Below are 15,270 nucleotides of genomic sequence, written 5' to 3'. Positions count from 1 at the left end.
TTCGCGCCCTCGGGGGTCGTGAGGACTCCCACGGGGGTTCCGGAGGTCGGCGGAGGAGAGACGGTCCGGGGGAGCACGGCCGAGGGCGCCCACGGGGTCCTGGAGCCCTGGAGAGAGCGCCCGGGGAACGAGGACACGAGCGCGGGGCGAAGGTCGCCGTCCTCCGGGCGCGCCGGGCACGAACCCGAGCGCGGGTTCGAAGGAACACGTCCCGGCCCGCCCGGCCGATGCCCGGGACACCGCCGGGGCGGTCCTACCTCCGGTCCTCGCGCAGGGAGTCCACCAGGCGGACCGCGCCGTCGGCGGCCTCGCCCAGGACGATCTCCGCCGGGCCCCGCCCCACGACGAGCCGCCACAGAGTGGCGAGGACCAGCGACCACAGGACGAACTGCTCCAGCAGCCACGGGGTGTGGAACTCGTACCCGACCGCGGAGATGATCAGCGCGAGCGCCACCAGGTGCCCGGTGTAGACGGTCAGCGGCATGCGGCCCACCGAGGTCAGCGGGTACATGATGATCCGCGCCCGGTCGCACAGCCACATGCACAGGACCATCACCACCAGCCCCTGGCCGATCGCCTCCAGTATCTCGAAGGTGGTCCCGGTGTGCGGGGTGTTGACCGCCAGCCACCACCACGAGTCGGTGGGCACCTGGCCCGAGATGGACTCCGCCTCGTCCCGGACCAGGTAGCGCAGTTCCTCGACCAGGGTCGGATCGGTGATCGTCGACAGCGGAGCGCCGAGCAGCTCGGGGGCGCGCACCTCCATCAACCGGTCCATCCCGCCCAGCGGGCCCAGGGCCAGCCACGAGCCCAGGTGGCCGCAGGCGGCGGCCACGGCGCCACCGACGAGCAGCCGCAACCGCGTCCCCGTGGCGGTGAGGTCCAGTCGGCCCACCGCCATTCCGGCGATCACGAAGACCATGAAGGTCACCGCCGGGTAGTACCCGGTGAGGAAGAACTCGGTGAACGAGGTGAGCGCCCCGGTCCGGGGCACGGCCGGGAAGAAGGCGTCGCGCAGCAGGAACGACAGTGGCGGACCGACGACGGCCAGGACGCCGGCGACGGTCCACAGTGCCCCCGAGCGCAGCTTGACCAGGGGCAGGGCGAGCAGGAAGAACCCGCCGTAGTAGGTGAGGATGACGGCGACGGGAACGGCCATCATGTCCAGGATCAGACCGAGCAGCGCGATGAGCACGGCGCGGGTGACGATGCGCACCACGGACCGGAAGAGCGGTTCGCCCGAGATCGGCCGGGTGCGGCCGGTCATCATGGCCAGGGAGACCCCGGCCAGGAAGGCGAAGAGCGCCGACGAGTTCCCCCGCACCACGCCGTGCAGGTCCCAGGCGTAGTTCTCCGGGGACAGGAGGCCCATGGAGTCCACCCCGAGGTGGACGACGAACATACCGAAGACGGCGAGGGCCCGGGCCGCGTCGATGCCGTCGATACGGGTCTTGGCGGAGGCCGGACCGGAAGCCGGTTCGGCGAGGTCGTCAGGTCGCTTCTGTGCCACGCGGGCCAGGTTATGCCCCCTGGCGTAGGGCCACGATCAAGACACTTCGCCCCGGTGTGGCCGGCTCCGGCCAACATGCCCGGTAGGCGACCGGTCGATGGGCGTGGTGCCGCCCGACAGCGTCCGGTTCCCGGGGCCGGGCGGCCCCGGGAACCGGACGCGGTCAGCCCACGAGGGTGCTGAAGTGATCCAGTGCCTCCGGGTCGGCGAGGGAGTCGCGGCTGGCGACCTTCCCCGGGGCCTCACCCATGAGGATGCGCTTGACCGGCACCTCCAGGATCTTGCCGGAGAGGGTGCGCGGCACCGCCGGGACGACCCGCACCCGGTCGGGCACGTGCCGGGGGGAGCAGTCGGTGCGCACGCGCCGGGCGATCTCCTTGACGAGGGCGTCGTCGAGTTCGGCGCCCTCGCGCAGGACGACGAACAGTTCGATGCGCGAGGAGCCGTCGCCCTGGGGCACGTCGACGACCAGGGCGTCGGTGACGTCGTCCACGGCCAGGACGGCGCGGTAGATCTCGCTGGTGCCCATGCGGACGCCGCCGCGGTTGATGGTGGAGTCCGAGCGGCCGTAGATGATCGCGGTGCCCCGGTCGGTGATCTCGATCCAGTCACCGTGCCGCCAGACGCCCGGGTACATGGAGAAGTAGCTGTCGCGGAGGCGCTCGCCGCCCTCGTCCCCCCAGAAGAAGACCGGCATGGACGGGGCCGGGCGGGTGACGACCAGTTCGCCGACCTCGCCGATGAGCTCCTTGCCGTCGGGGTCCCAGGAGGCGACGGCCATGCCCAGGGCGCGGGACTGGATCTCGCCCTCGTACACCGGGAGGGTGGGGGTACCGCCCACCAGGCAGCTGCACACGTCGGTGCCGCCGCTGGTGGAGAACAGCCACAGGTCGTCGCCGAACTCCTCGTAGGCCCACGCGAACGCCTCGGGGCTGAGCGGGGAACCGGTGGAGCCGATGGCCTTGAGGCGGGACAGATTCCGGCCCCGGCGCGGGTGGACGCCCTCCTTCATGCAGGAGGACAGGAACCCGGCGCTGGTGCCGAACACGGTGATGCCGGCCTCGTCGGCCAGGTCCCACAGCGTGTCCAGCTCGGGGGCGGCCGGACTGCCGTCGTACAGGACGATGGACGCCGGGGTCAGCAGCACGCTGACCAGGAAGTTCCACATCATCCAGCCGGTGGTGGTGAACCAGAAGACCCGGTCGTCCTCCTGCGCGTCCAGGTGCAGGTGCAGGTTCTTGAGCTGTTCGAGGAGGATGCCGCCGTGCCCTTGGACGATGGCCTTGGGCAGTCCGGTGGTGCCCGAGGAGTAGAGCACCCACAGGGGGTGATCGAAGGCGACGGGGGTGAACTCCAGGTCCGCTCCGGCCCCGGAGGCCTCCAGGGCCGACCAGGCCAGGGTGCCCTCGACGGGGTCGGCGCCGGGCTCCAGGTGGTCGAGGAGGACGGTGTGCTCGACGGTGGGCAGGGCGGCGCGCAGTTCCTCGACGACGGGGCGGCGGTCGAAATCCTTGCCGCCGTAGCGGTAGCCGTCGACGGCGAGCAGGACCTTGGGTTCGATCTGGGCGAAGCGGTCGATGACGCTGCGCACGCCGAAGTCGGGGGAACAGGAGGACCAGATCGCGCCCAGGGAGGCCACGGCGTAGAACGCGGCGACGGTCTCGGGCAGGTTGGGCAGGTAGGCGACGACCCGGTCGCCGGGGCCGACGCCGAGTGCGCGCAGACCGGCGGCGATCGCGGCGGTGCGTCGGCGCAGTTCGCCCCAGGTCCACTCGGCCAGGGGGCGCAGTTCGGTGGCGTGGCGGATGGCGACCCGATCGGGGTCGCGGCCCTCGAAGAGGTGCCGGGCGTAGTTGAGGGTGGCACCGGGGAACCAGCGCGCGCCGGGCATGACGTCCTCGGCCAGGACCCCGTCGTGGGGGGTGTCGAAGCGGACGCCGTAGTACGCGCGGATCGCGTCCCAGAAACCGTCGACGTCGGTGACCGACCAACGCCACAGGGCGTCGTAGTCGAAGTCGCCGTCGTCCCCGAAGGCCTCGACGCCCTCGTGCTCGGCGGCCCATCGGGCGAAGGCGACGATGTTGGAGGCCGCCACCGTCGTCTCGTCGGGTTCCCAGAGCACACGGGGCACGCTGCTCTCCGTCATTGGCCCGCCTTCCCATTCGCGTGGCTGTGTGTTGCGGTGAGGTCCATCTAACAACACACCATGACCGGGGTCATGCCCCGGGCGCCCCTTCGCGAAGGCCGGAGGACTCTGGGAAGTACGCAGGTCACACCGTGTTCACGGGGCCTGTGGAAGGTCCACTGCCGAGCGCGGCCCAACCGTGGGGAACCCCCATTGACAGGCCCCGGCGGATCTCCGCGATCGACCGAGAGGGCCGGTCATGGGTTCTTTCGGTCGATCGCGGAAGGAGGTTCACAGCCCGCGCAGGGCGCGGACCGCGGCCACCGGGGACTCGACCACCGGCGAACCGGTGGCGACGAGCCGCTCGGGGGCCATCAGCCCGGTGGCGACCAGGATCGAGTGCGCGCCGGCCTCTCGGGCGGCGCGGGCGTCGTCGTCGATGTCGCCGATGAGCACGACCTTGGCCGGGTCGATGTCCAGGCCCCGAAGGTGGTGTACCAGGTGCTCGGCCTTGGAGTCGTGCTCGGTGTCGTACCTGCGGCCGTCGATCCTGGTGAAGTGCGGGGTCAGCCCGCGTTCCGCGACGAGCGGGACCAGGTGGTCGTGGGAGGCCATGGACAGCAGCGACTGGGTGCGGCCGTCGGCGCTCCAGTCGTGCAGCACGTCCGGGACGCCGTCGGTCAACTCGCACGTGGGCAGGTGACGCAGGTAGCCCTCGTCGTAGAGCTTCTCGGCGCGCGCCCACTCGCCCTCGGCGAAGGTCCGACCGAGCAGTTCCTCGTAGCAGGGGATGAGGGGCCGTCGGAAGACGGTGCGCCAATGGTCCAGTTCGACCGGTTCACGGCCGAAGGACGCGCAGACGGCGTTGACCGCCGCGAGGTTGGCGTGGTTGTCGTCGAGGAGGGTGCCGTTCCAGTCCCAGACGATGTGCGCGATGTCGTTCGGGTCGAAAGTCATCTCTGTCATTACGTGCATTTTACGTGTCCCGGACCGGTCGTGGCCGTGCGGTTCCGGTCACATCAGGCGGGTGCCCCGGGGTCCACGGCCTCTCGGCGTTCGGCCCGCGATCGGCGGCTGCGCCGCACCAGCCACACCCCCGCGACGACCAGTGCCGGGAACACCACCAGGATGAGCACCGGCAGCAGGATCGCGACGATCGAGGTGAGGAAGCTGACGACGTCCTCGAAGAAGGAGACGAACGGGGCCGCGCAGCCGGCGCTCATCGAGTTCGCGGCCAGTCGGCCCAGGGACTTGACGAGGTGGAAGCCCAGGGCGATGACCACGCCCGCGATCACCGGGCCCCAGGAGAACCCGTCCCCGGTCGCCGCGCCGGAGGCGGCGCCGGTGATCTCGGAGAGTTCGACACTGGAGGCGCCCGCGCCGAAGACGATGCCGCCGGAACTCGGACGCACGACGGTCTGGATGATGTCGTTGACGCTGTCGACGGCCGGGAACTTGTCGGCCAGGAACTCCACGACCAGGAGCACCGTCAGCACGATCAGGGTGATCGGGTGCTCCAGCCACGTCCAGGAGTCGCCCAGGGGGAGCAGGTCGGTGAAGCGGGCGATCAGACCCACCAGCAGCAGGGGGATGTAGGCGTTCAGCCCCGCCGCGGAGGAGAGACCGATGCCGGTGAGTGCAGTGAGCAAGGGGGCCCTTTCCATGGTGCGAACGCGTGGGGCGGGCCCGCGCGCTCACGCCGGGCCCGCCCCCGCCGGTTCACCCTGGTTGATGCCCGCCGACGGCCCGCGGTTGCGGTCGGTCCGGCTTCACTGGCGGTAGTTCTCGACCTCGGCCACCGAGCGGGCCTCGGCCTCGTCGGGGTCCCGTCCGAACTCTTCGCGGGCCCGTCGCTGGCGGAGCAGGTCCCAGCACTGGTCGAGGGCCTCCTCGACCTCCTTCATCCGCCCACGCTCCACGGAGGACAGGGCCCCGGGGGTGTCGCGCAGGGCGTGCTCCTCCTTCATCAAACCCTTGATGGTGGTCAGGATGTCCTTGTCGCCGCTTCGGCCCATAGGGACATGGTGGGTTCGGCACGGGACACGGGCAAGAGCCTTGCCCCGGGCTTACCCAGATCAGGCCCGACGTTTACGGACGGCGGCCAGCAGCGCGATCGCGGCGCCGACGGTGATGAGACCGCCGGAGAGCAGGGCGGCCAGGCCGGGGCCGGTGACGGGCAGCTTCGGTTCGGCGGGCGGAGCGGGCTCGGGGTACGGGCCCGGGGTTGGCTTCGGTGACGGGCTCGGGCCGGGCGAAGGAGACGGATCCGGACTCGGGCTGGGACTCGGGCTCGGAGACGGCGACGGGTCCGGGCTCGGAGACGGCGACGGGTCCGGAGAAGGTGACGGACTCGGACTGGGCGAAGGAGACGGATCCGGACTCGGAGAGGGGGACGGACTCGGCGACGGGTCGGGCGACGGACTCGGGCTCGGACTGGGAGTCGGGCCGGGTGAAGGAGACGGATCCGGACTCGGGCTCGGGCTCGGAGAAGGTGACGGACTCGGGCTGGGGGTGGGCGAAGGAGACGGGTCCGGACTCGGGCTCGGAGACGGCGTAGGGCTCGGGGAAGGTTCCGGAGGGCGGCAATCGGCCGTCACGTCGCCCAGGACCAGATCGAACAACGTCACCGGATCCCCCACCGGGTTCCCGTCCCCGTCGTAGCGCTGGGCCGTCGCCGTGTAGTCGGTCTCCACATGGCCGTGGTACGGGTGATCCTCCTCCACGACATGGCCGATGACCGTCTCCACTCGGACCAGGGTGGCACCGTCCCCGAAATCCCCCGGGAAGGTCGTCAGGGTGGAGGCGGTACCGGCCTGGTTGGGAGGCGGGGCGTCGAGAGGCCGCCCGAACAGGGTGGGCGCCGTGGTCGAGGTCTGGGCGATGACACCGTTCGGGGGGTTGCACTGCACCCGGTTGCTCCAGGTGGCGACCCGCAGGACCACGTTGCCGTCGGGCGCCTGCCCTTCCACCAGCCGCGCGACCCAGGGCACCGCGGGCGTCGGTACCGCCAGTCCGGTGAAGGCGCCGTCGGCGTTGGTCATCGCGCTCTCGGGGGCGGTCACGGCGCTCACCGCGCCGGTCGCCGTCGCGGACGTCAGGTGAGGGGAGGAGGGGAGCCCGCTCCAGGAGTCGGCGTCGTCCCCGGAGACCTCGATGACCTGGAGGGTCTCCTCCACCGGCGTCCCGTACACGGACCCGTCGAGCGTCAGCCGCCCCCAGGTGCTCGACGCGTAAGGGGTGACCGGGGCGGCCACCACGTCACGGGCGCCGAAGGTCGCACCCGCCGCCACAGCGCCGGATGCCACAAGAACCGAGGTGACGACGGCGATGCCGACCTGCCGTCGTCCCACCGAGCGAACTCGCAACGCGACCAATTCATTACTCCAAGTAGTCAATTTTCACCGTGAGCAACACTCTAGGTAACGGACGGGCGCGATGTCCGGAGGACTCGACGGTCCACCCATGACGTCTTACGCCCCTGTTCGTCTGGGAAACTCCTACCTGAGGACCCAACGGCGGAATGCCTTGCCGAAGGGGACCGTTCAATACCTCAAGGGGGTATTGTTCATGGCATCTGAGCAGGAACGACACGGAAGCGGGACCATGGCTGCGACCCACGGTTACAGCAATGACAAGCAGAGCCACATCAATCGGTTGCGCCGCATCGAGGGACAGATCCGCGGTCTACAGCGCATGGTCGAGGACGACCAGTACTGCATCGACGTCCTCACCCAGACCTCGGCCGTGAACAGCGCCCTGCGCTCCTTCGCCCTGGCCATGCTCGACGAGCACCTCAAGCACTGCGTGGCCCACGCCGTCGCCAACGGCGGCGAAGAGGCCGACGCCAAGGTCAAGGAGGCCTCCGAGGCCATCGCCCGGCTCGTCCGTTCCTGATCCCCTCCCCCGTCCCGCACCGTTCCGGGGGCGGCGGACCGCAGCGGTCCGCCGCCCCCGTCGTGTCCGGGTCAGATGTCCCCGTACCGGGCCTTGAGGTTCTCCAGCAGCCGGGCGCCCTCGCGCCCCGCCGCCTCCGCGTCGAGGTAGTCGACGTTGTCGTTGGCCACGAACGAGGACGGGCGCCCGTGGTCCGCGAAGCCCATCCGGGACACGTCCCCTCCGATGAACGCCCGGATGCCCCAGTTGGCCAGGATGCGCGCCCGCGCGTTGGGCGAGGGCACCGCCATCAGGTGGTAGCCGCGGGTCGCGCCCAGCGCGGGCAGTCCGCTCAGCTCCAGGTCCATCACCCGGGCCAGCGCGTCCCTGCCGCTCAGGTCCACGACCAGGCCCAGGTCCCGGTGGCGGAACTCCCGCAACGGGCGCCCCAGGATGGAGGCCACCACGTTGTGCGCCACCGTAGTCGCCTGCCGGGTCGCGTACTGGGCCGTCGGCGGACAGTAGGGCGACTCCCCCGCAAGGTCGGGCACCGACACCGCGTCGCCGAGGGCGAACACCTCGGGCTCCCCTGGCACCCGCAGGTCGGCTCCCACCTCCAGGCGGCCCCTCGGCGTGGGTGCGCCCAGGTTCTCCATGAGCGGGCTCGGGGAGACCCCGGCCGTCCAGATCAAGGTGCGGCAGGGCAGGGCGCGTCCGTCGGTGAGCACCACCTTGTCGGCGGTGACCTCGCGGACCGACACCTTGAGCTTGACCTCGATGCCCAGATGGCGCAACAGGTCCAGGGCCTTGCGGCCGAGCCGGTCCCCCAGTTCGGGCAGCACCTTGGGCGCGATGTCGACCAGGTGCCAGCGGATCACCGAGCGCAGTTCGGGGTAGCGTTTGGCGGCCTCCTCGCACAGGCGCATCAGCGACGCCGCGGTCTCCACTCCCGTGTAGCCGCCGCCGACCACGATGAACCGGCAGCGCTCCTCGCGTTCGATCGGGTCGACGCTGTCGTTGGCCATCTCCAGCTGGGCGAGCACGTGATCCCGCAGGAGGACGGCCTCGGCCAGGGTCTTGGCCCCGTAGGCGTACTCGGTGAGGCCGGGGATGTCGAAGGCCCGGGTGTGGGCGCCGGGCGCGAGCACCAGTCGGTCGTAGCGCACCGGGGTGAACTCACCGGTGGGCCGGCGCACCACCACGACGCGGTCGTCGGTGTCGACGCCGACGGCGTGGCCGGGGATGAGCCGGGTCTCGCGGGTCAGCCGGTGCACGGACATCGCCACCGACTGCGGGGTGAGCAGCCCGGAGGCCACCTGTGGCAGCAGCGGGCTGTAGAGCATGTAGTCGTGGGGGGCGATCAGGGCGAGGTCCGCCGCCCCCGTCGGAATGCGGCGTTCGAGGTGGCGCAGGGTGTGGATGCCGCCGAACCCCGCGCCGACCACCACGATTCGAGGCCGAGCCATGTGTTGCTCCTTCTCCGTGTCGGTCGCCGTCGGAAGCGGGCGTACCCGATGAGCCGAACCTAAGCCCGGACCGGGCGGGACACACGCCCGCGGGGCCGCACCGTTCCCACCTCTTGGCGACCTCTTTGTCGGCTTTCGCCTCTGCGGTCGGGGGAGGGAACGGACCGGAACGCGGTCCATCCCTTACGGGTGCGGCGGATCGGCCGTCGTCGGGCTTCGCGGCGATGCGCTCGCCCGTCCCGGAAGCGCGGTCGCGCCGGTACCCCACGGCGCGCCCGGGTACCACGTCGTCGGTGGCCCCGATGTGCGCCCGGGGTCACCGTCGATCGACACGCGCCGTCCCCTCGGGTGGGCCCCTACCCACGGAACGGTCCGTTCACGACCGACGGCGAACGGCGGATCCGCCCGCGGTACCCGCGGCCGGTCCCCCTACTCCGAGGGCACCACGGCCCGCTCGGGGTGGGCCTCGTTGTGCGCGGAGACCTCCACCGGCCGGTCCGGGAGGAGGGCGGCGGTGCCCATCCGCAGTAGCAGGGCCGCCATCTCCCCCCGGGGCAGCACGTGGCTGTGGGGAGTGGAGTTGAGCAGACCGAACGCGGCCTGCGTCGAGGCGAGCAGGACCTCGCGGGGTTCGTCGGGGCGGAGTTCGGCCAGGACGGTCACCCACTCCTCCACGTAACGGCGCTGGATCCGGCGGACCCGGCGGTTGTCCTCGTCGGTGAGGTGGTGCAGTTCCCGGTCGTGGACGACGATGAGCGACGGCTCGTCCAGGGCGAAGGAGATGTGACCGCGCAGCAGCAGGTCCAAGGCGTCACGGGGCTCGGTGGAGCGGGCCAGCAGCACCGAGCCGCGGCGGGACAGGCGTCGGCTGATGTCCAGGAGCACTTCGCCGAGCAGCGCCCGCTTACCGGGGAAATGCCGGTACAGGGCGGGGCCGGTGGTGCCGATCGCCCGGCCGATGTCGTCGATCGACACGCCGCGATAACCGCGCTCGGCGAACAGGCCCGCCGCGGCGGCGAGGATCTCCCGACGACGCTCGCCGATCGGTCTCTGTTCCACCGGTCTGGGGCGCATCCGGCCTCCGCTCGCCGTCCTCCGGACGGGTCCTTCCCGGCCCGGCTGTGGACACCCATGTTAATGGTCACTAACATCACGAATGTTAGTGACCATTAACACCCCTCCACGAGAGGACAGCATGAGCAGGGCATCCGTACTCGGCTCGGCGGTGGACACCGCCGGGCCCGCGTTCGCCGCCAACGACGCGGCGAACCGCGCCCTCGCCTCGGAGCTGCGCGAGCGGATCGCCACCGCGGCCCTCGGCGGACCCGAGAAGGCCCGCGCGCGCCACGTGGAACGCGGCAAACTCCTGCCGCGCGACCGTGTCGACCACCTCCTCGACCCCGGTTCACCCTTCCTGGAGATCGCACCCCTGGCCGCCCACGGTCTCTACGGGGCCGACGGGCGGGACGCGCCCGGGGCCGGGATGATCGCCGGGGTGGGGCGGGTGGCCGGCCGCCCCACGGTGGTGATCGCCAACGACGCCACGGTCAAGGGCGGCAGCTACTACCCCATGACCGTCAAGAAGCACCTGCGCGCCCAGGAGATCGCCCTCCAGAACCGCCTGCCGTGCGTGTACCTGGCCGACTCCGGCGGTGCCTTCCTGCCCCTCCAGGACGAGGTGTTCCCCGACCGCGAGCACTTCGGACGGATCTTCTACAACCAGGCGACCATGTCACGGCTGGGCGTCCCGCAGATCGCGGCGGTGCTCGGTTCGTGCACCGCCGGCGGCGCCTACGTCCCGGCGATGAGCGACGAGGCCGTCATCGTCCGCGAGCAGGGCACGATCTTCCTGGGCGGTCCGCCACTGGTGAAGGCCGCCACCGGCGAGGTGGTCACCGCCGAGGAACTGGGCGGGGGCGACCTGCACTCCCGGGTGTCGGGGGTGACCGACCACCTGGCCGACGACGACGCCCACGCGCTCGCCATCGTGCGGCGCATCGCCGACACCTTCGGGCCGCTCGATCCGCCCGCCTGGGAGACCCGCGACCCGCGCCCGCCCGCGCTGGACCCGCACGAGCTGTACGGCGTGGTGCCCGCCGACACGCGCACCCCCTACGACGTGCGCGAGGTCATCGGCCGGGTCGTGGACGGCAGCGAGTTCACCGAGTTCAAGGCCGAGTACGGGACGACCCTGGTCACCGGGTTCGCGCACATCCACGGGCACCCGGTGGGGATCATCGCCAACAACGGCATCCTGTTCGCCGAGTCGGCGCTCAAGGGGGCCCACTTCATCGAACTGTGCGACCGGCGGAGCATCCCGCTGGTCTTCCTCCAGAACATCTCCGGGTTCATGGTGGGCCGCGACTACGAGGCCGGGGGCATCGCCAAACACGGCGCGAAGATGGTCACCGCCGTGGCCTGCGCCCGGGTCCCCAAGTTCACCGTGGTCATCGGCGGTTCGTTCGGCGCCGGCAACTACTCCATGTGCGGTCGGGCCTACTCGCCCCGCTTCCTGTGGATGTGGCCCAACGCCCGCATCTCGGTGATGGGCGGAGAGCAGGCCGCTTCTGTGCTGTCCACGGTCCGCCGCGACCAGATGAACGCGCGCGGCGAGGAGTGGTCGGCCGAGGCAGAGGAGGAGTTCAAGGCCCCCATCCGGGACACCTACGAGGCGCAGGGCAGCCCGTACCACTCCACCGCCCGACTGTGGGACGACGGCGTCATCGACCCCGTCGACACCCGCGACGTGCTCGCCATGGCCCTGTCCGCCGCCCGCCACGCCCCGCTGGAGCCCGTGGGCTACGGCGTCTTCCGGATGTGAGGAACCCTTGACCACGACCGTACTCATCGCCAACCGGGGCGAGATCGCCCTTCGGGTGATGCGCACCCTGCGCCGGATGGGCCTGGGGTCGGTGGCCGTCCACACGGACGCCGACGCCGACGCCCCGCACGTGTCGGCCGCCGACCGGGCGGTGCGCGTGCCCGCCTACCTGGACGCCGACGCCATCGTCACGGCCGCCGTGGAGACGGGGGCGACCCTGGTCCACCCCGGCTACGGTTTCCTGTCGGAGAACGCCGCGTTCGCCCGCGCCTGCGCCGAGGCGGGGCTGACGTTCGTCGGACCGCCGCCCGCCGCCATCGACGCGATGGGCGACAAGATCCGGGCCAAGGAGACCGTGGCCGCCGCCGGTGTGCCCGTGTTGGGCGGGTTCACCGAGGAACCCGGGGCGCCGCTGCCCGACGACGTCCTGCTGAAGCGGGCCGCCGCCACCGGTTATCCGCTGCTCATCAAGCCCTCCGCCGGGGGAGGCGGCAAGGGCATGCGCGCCGTGCACTCCCCCGACGACCTGGCCGCGTCGGCCGCCGCCGCCCGACGCGAGGCGCTGGCCGCCTTCGGCGACTCCACCCTGCTGGTGGAGCGGCTGGTGCGCCGGCCCCGGCACATCGAGGTGCAGGTCCTCGCCGACGCCCACGGGAACGTGGTCCACCTGGGCGAACGCGAGTGCAGCCTGCAACGCCGACACCAGAAGGTGGTGGAGGAGGCGCCCTCCCCCCTGCTCAACGACGAGCAGCGCGCCGCCATGGGCGAGGCCGCCGTGGCCGCCGCCCGCTCCTGCGGATACGTGGGTGCCGGCACCGTCGAGTTCATCGCCGAGGCCGGCGCGGACGGCGACCTGGTGTTCTCGTTCCTGGAGATGAACACCCGTCTCCAGGTGGAGCACCCGGTCACCGAGGAGGTCGTCGCGATCCGCGGCGAACGTGGCCTGGACCTGGTGGAACTCCAGGTCCGGGTGGCGTCGGGCGCCCCGTTGCCGTTCGGCCAGGAGGACGTGTCCTGGGTCGGGCACTCCGTGGAGGCCCGGATCTACGCCGAGGACGCCGACCGCGGGTTCCTGCCCAGCGGCGGACCGATCCTGGCCCTGGCGGAGCCCACCGGCGAGGGGGTGCGGGTCGACTCCGGTGTCGCCGCCGGGGGCGAGGTGACCTCCTCGTTCGACCCGATGCTCGCCAAGGTCATCGTGTGGGGCCCGGACCGGGCCGAGGCGCTGCGCCGCGCCGACGCCGCCCTGGCCGGGTACCTGCTCCTGGGGTGCGTCACCAACACCGCGTTCCTGCGCAGGTTGCTGCGCCACCCCAGGGTCGCCTCGGGGGATCTGAGCACCGACCTCATCGAGTCGACACCGCCCGAGGCCGCCCCCGAACACGTCCCGGAGGAGGTGTACGCGGCGGTGGCCCTGGACCACACGCTGGACCTGGAGCCGCCCGCGCCCACCGCCGACCGGTTCGCCGTCCCGGACGGGTGGCGGATCGGGGGAGCCGCCTGGACACCGTGGCGGCTGCGCGCCCCCGGCCATGACTCCGCCGTGGTGCGGGTGCGCCGCTCCGACACCGGATTCTCGGTGAGCGTGGACGGCTCCGAGCCCGTGGCAGCCCGTGCCCGCCGCGACGGCGGTCGGCTCACCGTCACCTACGCCGGACGCACCCGCACCTACCTGCGGGCCGATGACCCCGTCACGGCGCACCGCTGGCTGGGCGCCGACGGCACCGCCTGGACGTTGCACGAGGAGCCCGTCGACGCCGCGCTGCGCAGCGACGAGGCCGCCGCCGACGGCACCGTGCGCAGCCCGATGCCCGGCACGGTGCTCGCCGTGCCGGTGGCGGTCGGCGACACGGTCACCGCGGGGCAGGCGCTGGCCGTCGTGGAGGCCATGAAGATGGAGCACTCCGTCACCTCACCCATCGACGGGACCGTGACCACCGTCGCGGTCCGATCCGGCGCGTCCGTCCCGATGGACGCCGTGCTGGTCGTCGTCGAACCTTCCGGGGCCCCGGACACCGCCGAGGTCCCGTCCACCCCCGCCACCAGCGAGGAGAACCAGCGATGAACAGCCACCGGTTGTCGACCGAGCACGCCGACCTGCGGGCCGCCGTGGAGGAGTTCGCCCGGACCGAGGTCGCCCCGGTCATCGGCGAGCACTACGAGAACGGGACCTTCCCCTACGAGGTCATCGCCAAGATGGGGCGGATGGGCCTGTTCGGGCTGCCCTTCCCCGAGGAGTACGGGGGCATGGGCGGCGACTACTTCGCGCTGTGCCTGGCCCTGGAGGAGCTGGCCCGGATCGACTCGTCGGTGGCGATCACCCTGGAGGCGGGGGTGTCGCTGGGCGCGATGCCGCTGTACCGGTTCGGCACCGAGGACCAGAAGAAGACCTACCTTCCCCGGCTGACCGCCGGCGAGGCGCTCGGCGCCTTCGGGCTGACCGAGCCCGACGGGGGTTCCGACGCGGGGGCCACCCGCACCACCGCCCGGCTGGAGGACGGGGAGTGGGTGATCAACGGGACCAAGTCGTTCATCACCAACTCCGGGACCGACATCACCGCGTTGGTCACCGTCACGGCCGTCACCGGGCGCCGGGAGGACGGCCGGCCGGAGATCTCCTCGATCCTGGTGCCCAAGGGGACGCCGGGCTTCTCGGTCGGGCAGAAGTACTCGAAGGTCGGCTGGAACGCCTCCGACACCAACGAGCTGGTGTTCGAGGACTGCCGAGTGCCCGAGGCCAACCTGGTGGGCGAGCGCGGGCGCGGGTACGCCCAGTTCCTGCGGATCCTCGACGAGGGGCGCATCGCCATCGCGGCGCTGTCGGTGGGTCTGGCCCAGGGCTGTGTGGACGAGAGCGTGCGCTACGCCCACGAGCGGCACGCGTTCGGCCACGCGATCGGTCACTACCAGGCGATCCAGTTCAAGATCGCCGAGATGGAGGCCCGCGCGCACACCGCCCGACTGGCCTACTACGACGCCGCCTCGCGCATGCTCGCCGGCGAGCCGTTCAAGAAGGAGGCGGCGATCGCCAAACTGATCGCCTCCAACGCCGCGATGGACAACGCCCGCGACGCCACCCAGGTGTTCGGCGGGTACGGGTTCATGAACGACTACGCGGTGGGCCGCTTCTACCGGGATGCCAAGATCCTGGAGATCGGTGAGGGCACCAGCGAGGTCCAGAAGATGCTCATCGCCCGCGAGCTGGGCCTTCCCGCCTAGGGCCTGTTCTTCGCGTGCTTCTCAGGGTGCGAGGGCGCCCACGGGGTTCCGGAGACCCGGAGCGCGGGACCGGGGGTCCCGTTCTCCGGGCGCGCCGGGCACGGACCGAAGCCGAGCGCGGGTTCGAAGGAACACGGCCTGGAGATGGATCGGGGCGGTCCCCGGGAGCGGTGTTCTCGGGGGTCCGCCCCGTGGGATCGCCCGGGCGAGAGGGGGCGATCGTCGGCGGCGGGACGGCTCCGGCCCTCGGATCCGT

The 15,270-nt window shown here is 71.6% G+C and carries 13 protein-coding genes; 5 read left to right on the top strand and 8 right to left on the bottom strand.

The window, feature by feature from the left end:
• Window positions 1–253: 253 nt before the first annotated feature.
• The 6 genes from RM479_RS09750 to RM479_RS09725 form a co-directional block, all read right to left on the bottom strand.
• Window positions 254–1,510, bottom strand: a complete 1,257-nt coding sequence (locus RM479_RS09750) for a heparan-alpha-glucosaminide N-acetyltransferase domain-containing protein (protein WP_311511401.1) — start codon at window positions 1,508–1,510, stop codon at window positions 254–256.
• A 163-nt stretch (window positions 1,511–1,673) separates the two neighbouring features.
• Entirely contained in the window at window positions 1,674–3,656 is a 1,983-nt protein-coding gene (locus RM479_RS09745) for an acetoacetate--CoA ligase (RefSeq protein WP_311511400.1), read from the bottom strand.
• 270 nt (window positions 3,657–3,926) lie between these two features.
• Window positions 3,927–4,601: an HAD family hydrolase gene (locus RM479_RS09740; RefSeq protein ID WP_311511399.1), complete on the bottom strand. Its 675-nt coding sequence runs from the start codon at window positions 4,599–4,601 to the stop codon at window positions 3,927–3,929.
• Between the two features lie 53 nt (window positions 4,602–4,654).
• A complete protein-coding gene (locus tag RM479_RS09735) occupies window positions 4,655–5,284 on the bottom strand; it encodes a DUF4126 domain-containing protein (RefSeq protein WP_311511398.1) in 630 nt (209 codons plus the stop codon).
• A gap of 120 nt (window positions 5,285–5,404) precedes the next feature.
• Window positions 5,405–5,650, bottom strand: a complete 246-nt coding sequence (locus RM479_RS09730) for a DUF2630 family protein (protein ID WP_311511397.1) — start codon at window positions 5,648–5,650, stop codon at window positions 5,405–5,407.
• Between the two features lie 73 nt (window positions 5,651–5,723).
• Window positions 5,724–6,221: a hypothetical protein gene (locus RM479_RS09725; RefSeq protein WP_311511396.1), complete on the bottom strand. Its 498-nt coding sequence runs from the start codon at window positions 6,219–6,221 to the stop codon at window positions 5,724–5,726.
• 294 nt (window positions 6,222–6,515) lie between these two features.
• Between RM479_RS09725 and RM479_RS09720 the strand changes: the two genes are divergently transcribed.
• Both RM479_RS09720 and RM479_RS09715 read left to right on the top strand, forming a co-directional pair.
• Complete coding sequence (locus RM479_RS09720; RefSeq protein WP_311511395.1) at window positions 6,516–6,737, top strand: hypothetical protein; 222 nt, start codon at window positions 6,516–6,518, stop codon at window positions 6,735–6,737.
• Window positions 6,738–7,238: 501 nt separating this feature from the next.
• Window positions 7,239–7,529 (top strand): metal-sensitive transcriptional regulator, encoded by a 291-nt coding sequence (locus RM479_RS09715; protein ID WP_274811877.1) that lies wholly within the window; start codon window positions 7,239–7,241, stop codon window positions 7,527–7,529.
• A gap of 71 nt (window positions 7,530–7,600) precedes the next feature.
• Here the strand turns inward: RM479_RS09715 and RM479_RS09710 are convergent, their stop codons facing one another.
• A complete protein-coding gene (locus tag RM479_RS09710; protein WP_311511394.1) occupies window positions 7,601–8,974 on the bottom strand; it encodes an NAD(P)/FAD-dependent oxidoreductase in 1,374 nt (457 codons plus the stop codon).
• Between the two features lie 429 nt (window positions 8,975–9,403).
• A complete protein-coding gene (locus tag RM479_RS09705) occupies window positions 9,404–10,048 on the bottom strand; it encodes a TetR/AcrR family transcriptional regulator (RefSeq protein WP_311511393.1) in 645 nt (214 codons plus the stop codon).
• 121 nt (window positions 10,049–10,169) lie between these two features.
• Here RM479_RS09705 and RM479_RS09700 point away from each other — a divergent pair, with 121 nt between their 5' ends.
• The 3 genes from RM479_RS09700 to RM479_RS09690 are packed head-to-tail and all read left to right on the top strand — an operon-like array spanning window position 10,170 to window position 15,014.
• On the top strand, window positions 10,170–11,795 hold the full coding sequence (locus tag RM479_RS09700) for a carboxyl transferase domain-containing protein (RefSeq protein WP_311511392.1): 1,626 nt from the start codon (window positions 10,170–10,172) through the stop codon (window positions 11,793–11,795).
• 58 nt (window positions 11,796–11,853) lie between these two features.
• The gene (locus tag RM479_RS09695; RefSeq protein WP_311511557.1) at window positions 11,854–13,860 is read left to right on the top strand and encodes an acetyl/propionyl/methylcrotonyl-CoA carboxylase subunit alpha; all 2,007 of its coding nucleotides are present in this window, start codon (window positions 11,854–11,856) and stop codon (window positions 13,858–13,860) included.
• Window positions 13,857–15,014: an acyl-CoA dehydrogenase family protein gene (locus tag RM479_RS09690; RefSeq protein WP_311511391.1), complete on the top strand. Its 1,158-nt coding sequence runs from the start codon at window positions 13,857–13,859 to the stop codon at window positions 15,012–15,014. Before RM479_RS09695 ends, RM479_RS09690 begins: the two co-directional genes overlap by 4 nt.
• Window positions 15,015–15,270: the final 256 nt, after the last annotated feature.

This window comes from Nocardiopsis lambiniae, assembly GCF_031845465.1.
Taxonomy (GTDB): Bacteria; Actinomycetota; Actinomycetes; order Streptosporangiales; family Streptosporangiaceae; genus Nocardiopsis; species Nocardiopsis lambiniae.
The sequence above is the reverse complement of the archived record's forward strand: the minus strand, read 5'-3'. Positions and strand labels throughout refer to the sequence as shown.